At 65.4% G+C, this 14990-nt stretch carries 12 protein-coding genes and 1 pseudogene; 2 read left to right on the top strand and 11 right to left on the bottom strand.

Annotated elements, in window-relative coordinates; all coding sequences use genetic code 11:
• Positions 1–7 precede the first annotated feature (7 nt).
• From ACREP4_RS12685 to ACREP4_RS12675, 3 genes are all read right to left on the bottom strand, one after another.
• The gene (locus ACREP4_RS12685) at positions 8–2074 is read right to left on the bottom strand and encodes a tetratricopeptide repeat protein (RefSeq protein WP_431596553.1); all 2067 of its coding nucleotides are present in this window, start codon (positions 2072–2074) and stop codon (positions 8–10) included.
• A 65-nt stretch (positions 2075–2139) separates the two neighbouring features.
• Positions 2140–3129 (bottom strand): YheT family hydrolase, encoded by a 990-nt coding sequence (locus tag ACREP4_RS12680; protein WP_431596699.1) that lies wholly within the window; start codon positions 3127–3129, stop codon positions 2140–2142.
• 57 nt (positions 3130–3186) lie between these two features.
• Entirely contained in the window at positions 3187–3978 is a 792-nt protein-coding gene (locus ACREP4_RS12675; RefSeq protein WP_431596552.1) for a lysophospholipid acyltransferase family protein, read from the bottom strand.
• Positions 3979–4172: 194 nt separating this feature from the next.
• On the opposite strand from ACREP4_RS12675, the gene ACREP4_RS12670 reads away from it, so the two are divergent.
• On the top strand, positions 4173–6746 hold the full coding sequence (locus ACREP4_RS12670; RefSeq protein WP_431596551.1) for an EAL domain-containing protein: 2574 nt from the start codon (positions 4173–4175) through the stop codon (positions 6744–6746).
• A 142-nt stretch (positions 6747–6888) separates the two neighbouring features.
• Here ACREP4_RS12670 and ACREP4_RS12665 read toward each other — a convergent pair whose 3' ends face one another.
• Genes ACREP4_RS12665 through ACREP4_RS12645 form a run of 5 tightly spaced genes read right to left on the bottom strand, consistent with a single transcriptional unit; the run spans position 6889 to position 11031 of the window.
• Entirely contained in the window at positions 6889–7317 is a 429-nt protein-coding gene (locus tag ACREP4_RS12665) for a hotdog fold thioesterase (RefSeq protein ID WP_431596550.1), read from the bottom strand.
• Positions 7318–7350: 33 nt separating this feature from the next.
• Entirely contained in the window at positions 7351–9324 is a 1974-nt protein-coding gene (locus ACREP4_RS12660; RefSeq protein WP_431596549.1) for a phospholipase D family protein, read from the bottom strand.
• Positions 9321–9869, bottom strand: a complete 549-nt coding sequence (locus tag ACREP4_RS12655) for a YceI family protein (protein WP_431596698.1) — start codon at positions 9867–9869, stop codon at positions 9321–9323. Before ACREP4_RS12655 ends, ACREP4_RS12660 begins: the two co-directional genes overlap by 4 nt.
• Positions 9870–9903: 34 nt before the next feature.
• Positions 9904–10380 carry a SixA phosphatase family protein gene (locus ACREP4_RS12650; protein ID WP_431596548.1) on the bottom strand — a complete coding sequence of 159 codons (477 nt, stop codon included), beginning with the start codon at positions 10378–10380 and terminating at the stop codon, positions 9904–9906.
• Positions 10381–10398: 18 nt separating this feature from the next.
• Positions 10399–11031 (bottom strand): AAA family ATPase, encoded by a 633-nt coding sequence (locus tag ACREP4_RS12645; RefSeq protein ID WP_431596547.1) that lies wholly within the window; start codon positions 11029–11031, stop codon positions 10399–10401.
• 96 nt (positions 11032–11127) lie between these two features.
• Here ACREP4_RS12645 and ACREP4_RS12640 point away from each other — a divergent pair.
• Positions 11128–11337 (top strand): annotated as a pseudogene (locus ACREP4_RS12640) (AAA family ATPase); the annotation flags it as partial.
• Between the two features lie 152 nt (positions 11338–11489).
• Here the strand turns inward: ACREP4_RS12640 and ACREP4_RS12635 are convergent.
• The 3 genes from ACREP4_RS12635 to ACREP4_RS12625 form a co-directional block, all read right to left on the bottom strand.
• Positions 11490–12623 carry a hypothetical protein gene (locus tag ACREP4_RS12635; RefSeq protein ID WP_431596546.1) on the bottom strand — a complete coding sequence of 378 codons (1134 nt, stop codon included), beginning with the start codon at positions 12621–12623 and terminating at the stop codon, positions 11490–11492.
• 113 nt (positions 12624–12736) lie between these two features.
• Positions 12737–13780 (bottom strand): hypothetical protein, encoded by a 1044-nt coding sequence (locus ACREP4_RS12630; RefSeq protein WP_431596545.1) that lies wholly within the window; start codon positions 13778–13780, stop codon positions 12737–12739.
• A 57-nt stretch (positions 13781–13837) separates the two neighbouring features.
• Positions 13838–14752 carry an AEC family transporter gene (locus tag ACREP4_RS12625; protein ID WP_431596544.1) on the bottom strand — a complete coding sequence of 305 codons (915 nt, stop codon included), beginning with the start codon at positions 14750–14752 and terminating at the stop codon, positions 13838–13840.
• Positions 14753–14990 lie beyond the last annotated feature (238 nt).

Below are 14990 nucleotides of genomic sequence, written 5' to 3'. Positions count from 1 at the left end.
CCTCGGATCAGACTTCGGGGTAGCCCAGACGCACCGCAACCGGGGTCAGGCGCGAGAACTCAGACGACAGCACCTTGGCGTACTTGCGCCAATGGCCGGCGGCGATCGTGCCCGGGCCGAGGCTGCGTACCGGCGGGAAGCGCAGGCCGAAGGCCTGTTCCATCAACGCCCCCATCGCGGCCGGATCGTTGACGGCGTCATCGGTGCGCAGCAGCAGGTGGGTGTACAGATCCTGCTCGTGCAGCTCGGCCACCTGCTCCAGCGAACGGGCCAGCCATTGCGCGGCTTCGCTGGACGAAGTGACCGCCAGCGGTGCCGGTGCGCCCAGCGCCAGCCATTCGACCAGCATGTCGCGCGGGTCGCGCAGGGCGATGATCAGGCGGCCTTCCGGCAATTGCGGGCGCAGCGCCCACAGCAGTGCGTTGTCCCACCACAGCAGCCAGTCGATGACGTTGCCGTCTTCGATGCCGCGCGCCGGCAGCTGTTCGCGCCACTGCTGCACGAGCTGCTCGGGGCTCAGTGCATCGGTGGCCAGACGCTGCAGGGTGAGGAAACTCTGGAAGCCATCGTTGGGCGGGGTCGCGCCGAAGCGGTCGCCGCGCAACACGCGGCTGCCGGCCTCCATCACCGCCACCACGCGCTCCACGCCCGAACCCGGCGCGCCCCAGACAAATATCGGACGGGTTGCGTTGTCTTCGCTCACTTCACCCAGTGCCGGCCACTCGACGGGGGCCTTGGCCTGCGGCGGCAGCGGCAGGCGCGTCGGCGCCAGGGTTTCGTGCAGGCTCACCCAGGTGGCAATTGCGGCGGCCGGATCACCGGCGCGGTCCTGCACGCTGCCCAGCCAGGTGCGCAACGCCGGCTGCGCGCTTTCCGGGCCGTTGTCCAACAATGCCTGCACGTGCGCGATCGCCGCGGCGGGTTCGCGTACCAGCAGGGCTTCGACGATGCGTTGTTCGCCGCTGACCCGGCCCGGCTCCAGCGCGATGATGCGACGCGCGATGGCTTCGGCGGCATCGGCCTGCTCGCTCATGTCGTGCAGGCTCATGCGGGCTTCCAGCGCCGGCAGGTGTTCCGGCATCGCCACCAACCAGCGGTCAACCACGTCCACCGCTTCGTCGCTGCCAACCGGCGCGACCGCCAAACGGGCCAGCCACAGGTCATGCAACTGGGTGTTGTCCTGCAGCGCGGCTTCCAGATCGGTGCGCGCTTCCTCGTCGCGGCCCAGACGCTGCCACGCCACCAACAGCATCTGCAGCGTGGCGCGGTCGCCCGGCAACTGGGCCAGCAGCGGGCGCAGGTGTTCCAGCGCCTGCAGTGGCTGGCCCGAAGCCAGTTCCAGTTCACCGGCCAAGCGACGCATGCCGGGGCTGTCGCCGTCGTTGGCGAGGACGTCGCGCATCACTTCAGCGGCGCGGTCGACGTGACCCTGGCGCAAGGCCAGCTGCACCAGCAGGCCACGCAGCGCGTGGGTGCCGGGGCTCAGTTCAAGCACGCGGCGGAACGCCTGTTCGGCGAAGGCCAGCATGTCCTTGCCCAGATAGGCAAAGCCCAATGCGTGCAGCAGGCGCGGATCGTTGGGCAACTGCTGGCTGGCCGCCGACAGCACGCTCAGCGCGCGGTCCACGTCGCCACGGCGCAGCGCGACCATGCCTTGGATGCCGGCCAGCTCGGGGCTGTCCGGTTCCACGCGCGCCGCCATCCGGGCCAGACGATCGGCTTCATCCGCGTCATCGCGGGCCAACGCCAGATGCGCCTGCATCAGGTAGGCGGAAAATTCATTGGGATTGAGCGTGGTGCTGCGCTCCAGCGCTTCACCGGCGGCCTCGATCTGGCGCAGAGCCAGCAACAGGCCGGCTTGCTGCAGATGCAGGGCGGCGTCATCCGGCGCCAGCGCCAGGGCCTGCTCCAGGCTGGCCTGGGCGTCGGCCAACTGGCCTTGCTGCTGCAGTGCCAACGCCAACCAGCGGTGGGCCGGTGCCTGCTGCGGTTCGGCAGCGACCCATTCGCGGGCCAGGGACACCCCCTCATCGGTGGCGTTGCGGCGCAGGGCTTCAATGATCTTGTCTTGCATGGCGATGGCGGTCCAGCGTGAGCACAAAAAATGCATTGTAGCGGCCATGCCCACCGCACTACGGTTCAGCCGCGGATCGCCGCCACCAGTTGCTGTGCAACCCAGCGTTCGGAAAAGCCATCGCCACGCACGTTTTCGATGAAACCGCAGTGCCCGCCCCAGCGCGCGATCTGCAGGTGCGCATGCGTGGGCAGCTGCCATTGGTCGAACGTGGCGAACGGAATCACCGGGTCGTCCTGCGCCATCAGGATGTCGGCCGGCACCTGCAGCGCGGCCAGTTTCTGCCCGGCAATGGAATAGCCGTCGAAGTAATCCTGCAATGAGGCGAAATCGGTATGCCGGTCGACCAGCCAGCGGGTCAGCGCGCGGATATCCAGCTTGAGCACGGTGTCATCGCAGTCGGCCAATTCGGGGAACAAGGTGCGCTTGCGGCGCAGTGAACTGGTCCATTTGCGGCGGAAATACCAGTCGTACATCACCGGCCCGTTTTCGATGCTGTCCATCGTCACTGCCGGGTCCAGCACCGGGCACACCGATGCGACGTGCCGCAACGGCACTCCGGCAGCGGGCGCATGCAAGGCCAGCCGCAGGACGAAATTGCCGCCCAGCGAATAACCGGCGGCCACCAGCGGCAACTGCGGGAAGCGCGCGGCGATATCACCGGCGGCGTTGACCACTTCCTCGATGCGGCAGGAATGGAAAATGCCGGGGTTCAGGTGATGGGTATTGCCGTGATCGCGGAAGTTCAGCCGCACCACGTCAAAGCCGTTCTGCAACATGCGCGCGGCGGTCATCCGCATGTAGCTGGACTCGGCGCTGCCTTCCCAGCCATGCAGCAGCAACGCCATGCCGACCGGCGACGCGCCCGGCAGGCGGCTGTGCCAGGCCTGCAGACGCACACCGTCGCCGCCATCCAGCAGCAGCTCGGTGGTGACCGCGCCAGTCGCGGCCAGCAGCTGCTGCCCACGGCGCAGCCGCACCCGGCTGGAGGCGAGCATCGACTGCAGGTGTCGGTTGCGCAGCCACTTGGGCGGCAGGTAATCGGCGGCGTTCAACACGGCGTGCATGCTGCGCCCTTGCGGTGCGGTGCGACGTTGACCATCGCCATGCCCTTATGGCCCTTCCATCACCGCCACGATACGCGCACGCGCGGTTTCCGCGATGCGGCGGCGGCCTTCCATATCCGAGCCGCTGATCGGCTCCAGGAAATGCACTTCCGCGCGACGCGGCGCTTCGCCGAGCAGCCGCAGGAAGTTGCCGAAGAAGCTCTCTCCCGGCGCAAACGCAACCAGCGTCTGCGCGTTGCCGCGCTCGCCGTAGCGCAACGCGATGGGCTGCACCGGCACGTTGGTTTCTACCGCCGCCTGGAAGATGCGTGCGTGGAACGGTCCCACTTCCTGACCCCCACGGGTGCGGCCTTCCGGGAACACCGCCACCGGGCGCTGCTCCTGCAGGCGCTTGACCATTTCCTCCATCACCCCGCCCAGCGACTCGGTGTTGCCGCGCTGGTGATAGATGGTGTGGCCACGGCTGGCGACCCAACCCACAACCGGCCATTCAGCGATCTCGCGCTTGGCCACGAAGCCGACCATCTGCTGGCTGTGGACCATGCAGATGTCCACCCAGCCCACGTGATTGGCCACAAACAGCACTGGCCCACGCAACGGCTGGCCGTAGCGGTGCAGACGGAAACCAAACAGCCACATCAAACCACTCGACCACCAGCGCACCACCCGGTGTTCCAGGGGGTCGGCAGGCCCGCCCATGCGCCCGAACGGCGGCAGCATCAGCAGCAGGATCAGCGGCAAGAACAGGACGATGTGCACCAGCAACAGCGGGACGCGGTACAGGTAACGAAACACGCGAGCCACACCGCCCTGGCGGGCGGGACGGGGGGAATTCATGCGCGCACGATACCGGATGCGGTCAGGCTTCCGCCAGCGCGATATCGCAGCCACCCGCCGCCACGGCACCGACCCGGAAACGTACGGCTGCGCACGCTGTTGGCAGGCAGTGACCCCTGTGCGCTGACACCAGCTACACACCGCAGGGACGCAATAAGGTGTAAAAGTGAACGTCTAAGCCAAGGGGGCGAACGATGGACCGGCAGCTGTTGTCGTCGACAGAAGACATGCTGCAGTTCTTTTCCACAGCGTTGGAGCAGATCGGCAACGGGGTGATCCTGTTCGACGAAAGCAACAGCATCCTGTACTTCAACCACGCCATGGAGGCGATCTCCGGTTGGCAGCGCAAGGATGTGCTGGGACAGAACTTGGGCGTGCTGGCACCGATGTCCATGCGCGAGCGCTACGACACCCGCATCTATCCCGGTGACAGCAACCGGGTACAGGAGCTGGTGCAGTCACCGCACGACATCCAGTTGATCCGCAAGGACGGCGGCCATTGTTGGATCAGCGTGACCCTGTCGCAGATCCACAGCGCGGGCCGCGACATCCGCATGGCGCTGGTCACCGATGTCACCGCGCGGCGCATGACCCAGGCCCGCGAACGGCTGCTGTCGCTGGGCTTCGACGAAACCCAGAGCGCGGTGCTGATCACCGATGCCAAGGGCCGCATCGTGCATTTGAACAAGGGCTTCCGCCGCTTGTTCGGCTTTGTCGATGCCGAAGCGCTGGGCCACTACGTGCCGGCCTTGTTGGCGCCGGACGGCTATTCGTCGGCCCATGTGGCGTCCTATGCCTCGCGCCTGAGCGCCGGCCGCCCCATCCAGGCCGACGAACGCGTGTACCGCAAGAATGGCCAACCGCTGTGGTGCTCGGTCAGCACCAACCCGATCTTCGACGACTACGGCGCGCTGTCGAACCTGGTCATCGTGCTGATGGACATCACCCGCACCAAGGTGCACGAGGTGCTGCAGCACAAGATGCTCGACGCGATGGTGCGCGAGGTGCCCACCGTCGAGCTGATGCAGCAGATGTGTCTGGAAGTGGAACGCATCGCGCCACAGGTGTTGTGCTCGGTGCTGCGGCTGGAGGACGGCAAGCTGCGCACGCTGGCCGCGCCCAGCCTGCCCGACGCCTACAGCAAGCGGGTCGATGGTTTGGTGATCGGCCCGCGTTGCGGCAGCTGTGGCAGTGCTGCCTACAGCGGCGAGCCGGTGCTGTCGCGCGACATCGCCAACGACCCGAACTGGGAAGGCATCAGCCATTTCGCCCTGCAGCATGGTCTGGCCGCGTGCTGGTCCACGCCGATCAAGGCCAGCGATGGCCGCGTGCTGGGCACGTTCGCGTTCTACTACCGGCAACCGCACGACCCGGACACGTTCCATCGCCGCTTGGTCGAAGTGATCGTGCACCTGTGCGCGCTGGCGCTGGAGCGCGAGGAAGCGCGCAACCGCATCCGCCGGCTAGCGTTCTACGACGACCTCACCGGGCTACCCAACCGCAGCCTGCTGCATGCACAGGCCGACAACGCGATTACCGCCGCCGCCCATCGCAGCGACTCGCTGGCGATGTTGTTCATCGACCTGGACCGCTTCAAACAAGTCAACGATTCCTTCGGCCATCCCGGCGGCGACGAACTGCTGCGCACCGTGGCGCGGCGGCTGCAGCAGGAAACCGGGCCGATGGATATCGTTGGGCGCTTGTCCGGCGACGAATTCGTGGCGGTGCTCACCTCCTGTGACGGCCAAACCGCCGGCGAGCGCAGCGAACACATCCTGCGCGCACTGGGGCAACCCCTGCAGTTGGGCGACGTGGAAATACGGCCGTCGGCCAGCATCGGCATCAGCGTGTTTCCCGATGACGGTTGCGACATGGAAAGCCTGTTGCATCACGCCGACATGGCCATGTACCAGGCCAAGCACAGCGGCCGCAGCCACGCGCGTTTTTACAGCAGCGAAATGGACCGCAGCGCGCAGGAACGCCTGGGCATGGAAACCGCTCTGCGCGAAGCGCTGGATCAGGACCAGCTGCAACTGCATTACCAGCCGCAGATCGACATCGCCAGCGGCCGCGTGCACAGCGTCGAAGCCCTCGCCCGCTGGACCCACGCCCGGCTGGGCGATGTATCGCCGGTGCGTTTCATCCCGTTGGCCGAGGAAAGCGGATTGATCGGGCAACTGGGTTTGTGGGCGTTGAAGGAAGCCTGCCACCAGCTCAGCAACTGGCGTCGGCAAGGCCTGGTCGTGCCGTCGATTTCGGTCAATCTTTCGCCGACCAACTTCCACAACCCGGCCTTGCCGGACACCATCGAACGGATCCTGCGCGAGGAATCACTCGCCGCCGCAGACCTGACCTTGGAGATCACCGAGAACGTATTGCTCGACGCCGACCCAAACACCTTGCGCACGCTGCGCGAGGTACACGCACTGGGCGTGCGGCTGTCGATGGACGACTTCGGCACCGGCTATTCCAGCCTGAGCTACCTGCGCCAATTGCCGATCAGTGAACTCAAGCTCGACCGCAGCTTCGTCCACGACATGGCCCACGACAGCGTCACCAGCACCTTGACCCAGGCCATTGCCCACATTGGCCACAGCCTGCGCCTGAAAGTGGTGGCCGAGGGCGTGGAAAACGCTGAACAACTGCAGCTGTTGGGCGCGCAGGGTTACCACATCGCACAGGGCTTTCACTTCACTCCGGCGTTGCCAGCGGCGGCATTGGCGCGCTGGGTAAAGGCCAGGAGTGAGGGAAAAGTGCGGGTGAGCTGAGCGCAGAGGGAAGCAGCACGTACGTCGTCATGGGTGATACGTGCGAAAGCGCGGGAGCAATCCCCGGAGCGGTGTCGCCACTGATCGCGATTACCCCAACGACGCGCTGAGGCGCATTGCCTCAACCCACACCGCCCTGCCCTCACGCCATCGCCACGACCGCCAACGTCAACCGCGAAATGCACACCGGCTTGCCGGCTTCGTTCTCGATGCGGATCTCCCACACCTGCGTGGTGCGGCCCACATGCAGCGCGCGGGCGGTGCCGGTGACCACGCCTTCGCGGGCGGCACGCAGGTGATTGGCGTTGATCTCCAAGCCCACGCAGACCTGGCTTGCCGGGTCCACGCACAGATTGCCGGCGCTGCTGCCCAGGGTTTCGGCCAGCACCACCGAGGCGCCGCCGTGCAGCAGGCCATACGGTTGGCGGGTGCGTTCGTCCACCGGCATCGTGGCTTGGATCCAGTCGTCACCGGCAGCGGTGAAAACAATGCCAAGGTGGTCGATCAACGTGCCACGGCTGAGTGCATTGACCTGCTGCAGATCGACCGGTTCGCGGAATACTCGGGACATGCGTATGACCTGTTCGGGGGATGAAAGACGCGCTTACAGAATGGGGACGAGGCCGGCGCCGAAGGCGGTCAGCATGCGTACCAGCAACCATTTCGGGCCGACATCCACTTCAGGAAAATCGCCGACGGCGCTGTAGCAGTCGTGGAAGCGCGGATCCTGCCGTCGCAGCGGCGTTCGGCAGTCCGGGCCCGGCTGGAATTCGTAATCGGTGGCATAGCGCCAGGGCCAGAAGTCGAGCACCGGCAGTGCTTCGGACGCCTTGCCCAGGCTGTAATTGAGGCCGGAGAACACCATCGCTTTCTGCCGTGGCGCCACCACCCAGGAGTTGTCGGGGTGAACATCGCGCAGGATGCTTTGCGCCAGCTGCTCGGCGAACACCGGGTCGTCGATGATCACCGCGCCTTCGGTGTTGTAGTTCTCGCTGCGCGGGTCGAAGTTGTGGGTGCCGATCACGCCAATGCGGCGGTCCACCACCAGCGACTTGGCATGCAGGCCCATACGCGCACCGGCGCGGGTCACCGGCACCGGTCGGTTGGCCGGGCGCGTGCTCAGGAACGATGGCCGGGTTTCGGTACGCAGCACATCGCGCTCCACCTCACTGCCACCCGGCGTGGATCTGCGACCCGAGCCACTGCCGCGCACGTTGCTGCCGGCCGCGCTGCCGCCGATCACGCGGTTGCGCGAGGTGTCCTTGCCCACGTCGCCCAACGGCGCCGACACCAGCTTCTGGTAGTCCACCGGCGCATCCAGCGGGAATGGTTTGTACTCGTAGATGTTGAAGCCCAGCTCGCGCAGATTGCGGCGCTTGTACTTGTACGACAGCGCGTAGACCACCGGGTTGTCGGTCGCGGCCAGGCTGTTGGTGGAGACCACCACGCGCGGCGGCGCGGCGCGCTTGCGCAGGTCCTTGAACAACGTCTGCGCCGGCTTGGACAACACCAGGTACGGCGTCTGCAGCAGCACTTCACTCTGCGCCGAGGCGATCAGGGCATCCAGCGTCGGCTCGGTGAGGTGCTGTCCATCCAACGGTTCGTCTTCGGGTTCATTGCGGTGCTTGCGCGGCAGGTCGGCGACGTAGCTCACCGACTTCACAGGCAGCGCCGTATCAACAAACTCGCGGCTGATGAACTCGGCATCGGAGGCTTCGGCCTCCACCCGTTCAATACGATCGGGGTTGCGGAACGCGGCGTCGGGCATGGCCGGCACGCCCCCGCGCAGCAATGTCTTGCCGACATCATTCAGGCGCTCGGCCGGCACACTGCGCCGCGCTTCCCAGAACGCCTGGAAGTTGGTGGCCATCTCGCGCGCTTCCGGCCCGGCCACGATCACGTCGCGGTCGCGGAAGTTGTACTCGCGATCCCAGTCGTAATAGTCGTCTTGATAGTTGCGGCCACCGACCACGCCAATCACGTCATCAATCACCAGCAGCTTGTTGTGCATGCGCTGATTGAAACGACGGAAGCAGCACAACACGCTGCCGACATAGTCCAGGTAATTGAGCTTGGCCTTGCCGAAGGTCGGGTTGTAAACGCGCAACTCGAAATTGGCGTGCGCGCCGGACAAGGCACCGAGCATCTGCACATCGGAGATCGCTGACAACTGGTCGATCAGCACCCGCACCTTGACCCCGCGCCGGGCGGCGGCCAGCAATTCGTCGATCACCAAGCGCGCACTGTCGTCGGTGTCGAAAATGTAGGTCTGCAGGTCGATGCTGCGGGTGGCACTGCGCAGCAGGTTCAGCCGGGCCACCAGCGACAGCTCGCCCTCATCAAGGATGGTGGCGTAATGGCGCGGCACCTGTTCGGTGGATTCGGCCATGGCACGGCCGCCCAGCGCCCGCAACGGCGAATCCAGCGCGCAGCGGTCCGGCTGCGTGCACTCCACCGTGGTCGAACGGGCCGATACCGCAATGCCTTCGGCGCGCGCACGCTGCTGCGGCGACAGCGACGCGCAGCCACCGGCCAACAGCACTGCAAGCAGCAGCAAAAGCCGCGCGGCCGGATTCACGGATGAGGTGCGCCGGTAAGGCGCGTACGCAAGATAAAGGTCACTCGATCACCTAAAGCCATCTGCCAGCTGTCCATGCCGTAACGACCGCGCAGGACGGTACCTCGGCTGACAAGGTCGCAATCATAGCCGGGCCTTGCACATTCAGGTTCTGCCAGACGCAGTGTTTCACGGCGACTGATGCCACGAATGGTCAGCCAGCCTTCGACCGCTCCGCCCTGTGTGATCACCTCCGGCGCGTACGGATCGGACTGGAATTCGATAAGCGGGTAACGCGCCACGTCGAAGAAATCCTCGCCCCGCATCCATGTGGTGTAGCGGGGCTTGTTCGGAATTTCCACGTATTGCGCATACATCCGCAGCCGCACCTGGTGGCGGCCATCGGGCAGCTGCGTGCTCAACGCCTCGAAGCGCGGGAAGTTTCCTTCTATTTTTTGACCGAACCGGGTGCGTATCTCAAAGCCAAAGTGCGAGCGCGCCGTATCAATCTGGGGGGGCACCGGCGGAGGTTTGGCAAACGCCTCCCCCGCCAATGCCCACACCATCAGCAGCAACATCCCCCGTACTGCTGCCATGCGCTTACGGCCACCAGAAGGCTGCCAAACGGGCAATCCCGGGCTCAATCGCCGCGTCCATCGGCAGTGACAGCACCGCCACCGCACCCGGCGGCATGCCACGGTAATCGCCGGACTGGCCGCTGTGCATCAGCGCCACCAGTTGTTCCAGACCAGGGTTGTGGCCTACCACCAACACCCGCTCGACTTCGCGGTGTTCGTCCAGCAGGGCCGCCAAGGTGCCGGGCGCCGCGTCGTAGATACGCTCCTCCAGGCGCTGCTCCACATAGCCGGTGAGGCTGAGCACCGCTTCCAACGTTTCGCGGGCGCGTCGTGCCGGTGAGCACAGCACCCGGTCCGGGACCAGCCGCTGCTCGTGCAGCCAGCGGCCGGCGGCTTCGGCCTCGGCCAACCCGTGCGGGGAGAGCGGTCGGTCGATATCGGCTTGGCCATTGTCGGCCGGTTCGGCATGGGCATGCCGCAGCAAGATCAGTTCGCGCATGGGTGGGTAGTACTCCTGTCAGACCTTGTTCAACCATTTGAGTAGCGGGTCCCAATCCTGCTGGTGCTCGCGTACCTGGGCGGAGTGATAGTCGAACAGACTGCGTCCCAGCCCGACCATCACCACGTAACTCTGGCTGTCACGCAGTTGCGCGACAACGTCATACGGCCACTGCGCCAGCATCTGCTGGGCCTGTTGCGAGGTTTGCGTCCATGGTTTGGTGCGGTTGAGCACCAGGCCCACCGGCAACGCACGCGAATGCACGCGCTTGATCTTGGACAGACTGTTGAGGAAGCCGACGATGGCTTCAATGTCCAGCGCCGAAGGCAGCACCGGCACCACCACCGCGTCGGCCAGGTCCAGGAAACGCTCCAGGTCGTCGCCGTAAGCACCGGCCGGGGCGTCGATGATGACCTGCTCGGCACCATCGGGAATGAGCTTTTCCCAGTTCTTCTTGCGGTGCACGTCCACCGGCAGCACGGCGCTGTCCAACATGGAGCGCCGCTGTGCCCAGCGCGTGCTGGAGCCTTGAGGATCGGCGTCGGCGATCACCGTGGCCTTGCCGGACAAGGCCGATTGCGCAGCCAGATGGGTGGCGATGGTGGTCTTGCCGACACCGCCTTTGGAGCCGGCTACCAGGATCGTCTTCATGCACGCCTCGCTTCCGCTGAACCTGTCCGCAGCGTACACCGCGGCGCATCGCCAAAGGTAGTCATCGAGTGAGGAAGTGGCCGCTGCGCTGCGGTTGGCCCGCCCGATGCCAGCTCGGTGCTGCAGATGATCCAGGACGCCGACCAGCGCGGCATCCTTCAGCGCCGCCACAGCCAGCCGCACGTGCTGGTGCTGGTCGGCGCCAAGGTCGAACTGCCGCCGGAGCTGGAAGCGTTGGCCGCGCACTTCAACCCGCGCCTGCCCGATGCCAACGCATTGCTGAAGATGCTGCGCGAGGAGGCCGAACACAAACCGTTGGATACCGCGCTGCTGATGGCCGAAAGGCCTGCGCGACTGGGCACGCGAGCGCACGGTGCCGTCAGATTGAGCCGGCATCACCTCGGCGGGAGGTCTCCCGCCGAGGCGGCAATCATCTCAACGGAGTGAAGTCACCCCACTCAGCGCGGTGCGGACCACGGCACGCTTTCGCTCTGGTCCAGATACTTGATGCGCGTGGCCCGGCCGTTCTGCAGCACCAGGCCTTCGCGGGTCTGCGGCAACAGTACCGCCGTGGCGTGCGTGGTATTGGCCTTGTAGCGCCACGCCACGCCGCTGCGCAGGTCCACCAACTCCACCTTGCCTTCCACCCGCGCCGTACCGCCGGCGACACCGGCCAGCACCAGCCAGTCTTCGCCGCGGGTAAAGCTGGCCTGATGCACGCCGATCAACTGCGTCGAGTACACATGCTCACGCTGCCAGTTGGCCAGATTCCAGCGCACGGTTTCGTGTTGCTGACCGCGATACAGCGGGGGAACCGTCTCCGCCATCGCCTGTGCCTTCTCCGGCGAATACTGCACCGTGACCAGCCGGGTGCCTTCGTCGAGCAACATCACCGACAGAATATCGTTGCGCGGACCCACCCCATGCGGCGCGTGCCGCTGCAGCACTTCCAGGCGTGCACCACGCTCATCGCGATGCAGCCCCAACAGGACAATCACGCCCTTGTCGGTGCCGGCGACGATCCTGCCGGAGGTGGCGTCCCAATCAATGGCGCGGATACCGCCGTCGCCCTCCAGTTGCAGCGGCTGACCAACCAACGCGCGCTTGCTGTGGTCGTAGATGTACAACTCGTCATAACTGGCGAACAGGTACAGGCCCGGCAGCGGCGTCGCCGACATGGCACCCGGCGCCCAATGTTCCTGGCCGAAGGCGACCAGCAGTTCGCCACTGCCGGCATCCCACACTTTCGGCCCATTCTCCAACTGCACGATCTCGTCGAAGGCCACATTGCCGCTGGCCGAGCGCGAGATCACGATGCCGTCGTCAACGCCGAAGGTGATGTCCTGCACGCGCAGCTCATGTGCGTCCATCGTGATGCGGGCATCTTTCTTGCGCGTGTCCCACACTTCCAGCCGACCCGATTCACGCCCGACCGCGAGCAACTTCATCTCCGGCGAATAAGCCGCCGACCACGCATCGTCCTCCAACCCCCGGTTGGCATCCACGAAGGCTTGGGTGAAGTCCTTGTCTATCCTTGGTCCGCATGCGGTCAGTACGAACAGCAGCCCCAGCATCCCCAGACAACGCATCATCCGAACTCTCCCCAGAGCCACGTTGATTTGGAGGCAATCGTACGCCCGTGGGCTTCAGGCCGGCATGCGACTCCCTGTCCTGTACAACTGCAACGCACACTACCCCGACGCAGTCACTGGGTGATTCGTGGGGGCTCCCAGCCGGCCGGCTGTTGTGCCGCGACATCGTTGCGGGCCAGCAGTCGGCGCGTCGCGGGCAACTCCCCCGCTTCGCCGACCCATTGCAGGTAATCACTCAGGCTCACCCGTGACGCGTCATTGTGTCCACCCGACAACAGTTCCACCGAGCGCGTGGACAGCCATGCCAGTTCGCGTTTACGAGCTTCCCAGTTCTGGCGTTCTGCCGGCCCATCGCTGAGGTCAATCATCCTCGCGATGCCGAGGCTGACGGCAACTGTCGAGCTGCTGTTGGCCATCGTCGTGAACAGCTGACGGCATTGCTGGCGCTGTTCGGCCACAGCGTTGGCCGGGCACTGCCGATGGGCATCCACAAGCCCGGGCATCCAGGTCGCTGCTGCCAATGCGAACACCGCGATGCTGCGTGACGTCTCGCCGTCGACGGGCTTGCCTTGAAAGGAACCGGCGGGAGGTGCCGACCACTGCCCGCCACGGGTAGCGCGATCCATCAACGCCACGCCTTCCGCGTAATCATCCACATAGCGCGTCGCCTGCGTGGCGCGTATCCAAGCCTTGTCTGCGGCCTCGGTATCGCCCTTGGCTACATGCAGCCGCCACAACAACAGCTGCGCAACGACTTCATCCGACTCCCGCGTCTGCAGGGTCTGGATCGCAGCGGGAATATCGCAGCTGCCTCCACCCAGGCAACGGGTCACGGCGGCGCGGGCAATCGTCGGCTGGTCGCTGCCGAGGCGTATTGCTTCGTCCAGCCATGCATCGCTTTGGCCCGGTGAAGTTGACGCGGCGGGTTGCGCGGGCAGCTCTGAAGGAAGCGCCAACCGCGATGCAACCAGCAAATCCAGTGGCTGGCCGCTGGCTGCCACAGCTCGCGCCCGCTCCAACAGCGTCGCGTAAAGATCAACATCCCCGGCGACTGCCGATTGCGTGGCCGGCGCAGGCGCGCTTGCCGCAATCGCATTGAAGGAACCCACGGCCGCCATCGCGGCCACGCAACCGACAATCCACTGCCTGTTCTTCATCGCCGTCGCCTCCCTGGACTGGGCAATGACCCTGCCACGGTCAGGCCGTGGATGCCATCACGACAGCGTTCCCAGCACCCACACCCAGGCCGGCAAGGTGACCAGCGACAGCACGATGCCGTAGCCGACCATCGCAGCAGCCAAACGGGGTGCCAGCCGGTGCGAAATGGCCAGCGCGGCGGCGGTGATCATGGTCGGCATGGCGGTTTCCAGCACGTTGACCCGCAGCATTTCGCCCTGCAGCCCAAAGGCCAGCGACAACGGAATCGCCGCCGCCGGCAGCAGCACCAGCTTGAGCAGCAGGCCAACCGACAGCGGTGCCAACTCCGCGCGTGACAAACGCAGCTGGATGGTCAAACCGACTGCCAGCATCACCAGCGGCAACATCGCATCGGCCAGGTTTTTCAATGCCGATGCCATCCACGACGGCGGCGCGGCCGGCATCAACGTCACCGCAAATACCAGCGCCCACAGCGGTGGGAATTTGAGAATGCGCAGCAGGATCTGCGCGGTGGTCGGCGGCGTGTCGCCGCTGTAACGCGCCAGCACGTACAAACCAAAGGTCGATAGCATCACGAAAGTGCCGAACTGGTCGTAGACCACGGCGTAGGGCAAGGCGTGGTCGCCGAGCAACGCGCGCACCATCGGGTAGCCGATGAAGCTGGAATTGGTGAGCGCCACGCACAGCAACAGCACCGCATGCACCTGCCGCTCGAATCCAAAGATGCGGGTGGCCAGGCTGACCAGTACCAGCGTGAGCAGCATCAACAACCACGGCGTGGCGATGATGCCGACCAGCGACACGTCCAACTGCAGCCGGGGCACGTAGGTGAGCACCGCCGCCGGCAGGCACACGTAGAGCACCACTTTGTTGAGGGTGTCGGCGGCGTTGTCCGGGAAGGTGCGGAAACGTGCGAAGACCATGCCCAGTGCGAGCATGGCTAATATCAATGCGAATGCGTCGAAGGCCATGGCCCCAGCATGCACTGCCGAAAGGGCCGATGGAATCGGCATCAGACCTAAGTCTGATAAGGATGCTGGTGCGTGCTGACGATGTGGTTCGGGAGAGGACGCGGGACCGTCCGGTCGAACGACGGTACTGATGCGGCGTTGGAAGTTTCGTTCATCATTCCCGCGCAGGCGGGAATGACGAGCCAAGCAGCAACAGCAACGCAAGAGCAGGAACCAACACCCCTTCTCCGTTCATTCC

The sequence above is a fragment of the Stenotrophomonas sp. genome (assembly GCF_050737575.1).
Classification (GTDB): Bacteria; Pseudomonadota; Gammaproteobacteria; order Xanthomonadales; family Xanthomonadaceae; genus Stenotrophomonas.
The sequence above is the reverse complement of the archived record's forward strand: the minus strand, read 5'-3'. Positions and strand labels throughout refer to the sequence as shown.

Excerpts from the sequence above, each read along its gene's own strand:
- ACREP4_RS12665 (WP_431596550.1), bottom strand. The coding sequence starts at position 7,317 with ATGTCCCGAGTATTCCGCGAACCGGTCGATCTGCAGCAGGTCAATGCA.
- ACREP4_RS12670 (WP_431596551.1), top strand. The coding sequence starts at position 4,173 with ATGGACCGGCAGCTGTTGTCGTCGACAGAAGACATGCTGCAGTTCTTT.
- ACREP4_RS12685 (WP_431596553.1), bottom strand. The coding sequence starts at position 2,074 with ATGCAAGACAAGATCATTGAAGCCCTGCGCCGCAACGCCACCGATGAG.
- ACREP4_RS12630 (WP_431596545.1), bottom strand. The coding sequence starts at position 13,780 with ATGAAGAACAGGCAGTGGATTGTCGGTTGCGTGGCCGCGATGGCGGCC.
- ACREP4_RS12675 (WP_431596552.1), bottom strand. The coding sequence starts at position 3,978 with ATGAATTCCCCCCGTCCCGCCCGCCAGGGCGGTGTGGCTCGCGTGTTT.
- ACREP4_RS12645 (WP_431596547.1), bottom strand. The coding sequence starts at position 11,031 with ATGAAGACGATCCTGGTAGCCGGCTCCAAAGGCGGTGTCGGCAAGACC.
- ACREP4_RS12625 (WP_431596544.1), bottom strand. The coding sequence starts at position 14,752 with ATGGCCTTCGACGCATTCGCATTGATATTAGCCATGCTCGCACTGGGC.
- ACREP4_RS12650 (WP_431596548.1), bottom strand. The coding sequence starts at position 10,380 with ATGCGCGAACTGATCTTGCTGCGGCATGCCCATGCCGAACCGGCCGAC.
- ACREP4_RS12635 (WP_431596546.1), bottom strand. The coding sequence starts at position 12,623 with ATGATGCGTTGTCTGGGGATGCTGGGGCTGCTGTTCGTACTGACCGCA.
- ACREP4_RS12655 (WP_431596698.1), bottom strand. The coding sequence starts at position 9,869 with ATGGTGTGGGCATTGGCGGGGGAGGCGTTTGCCAAACCTCCGCCGGTG.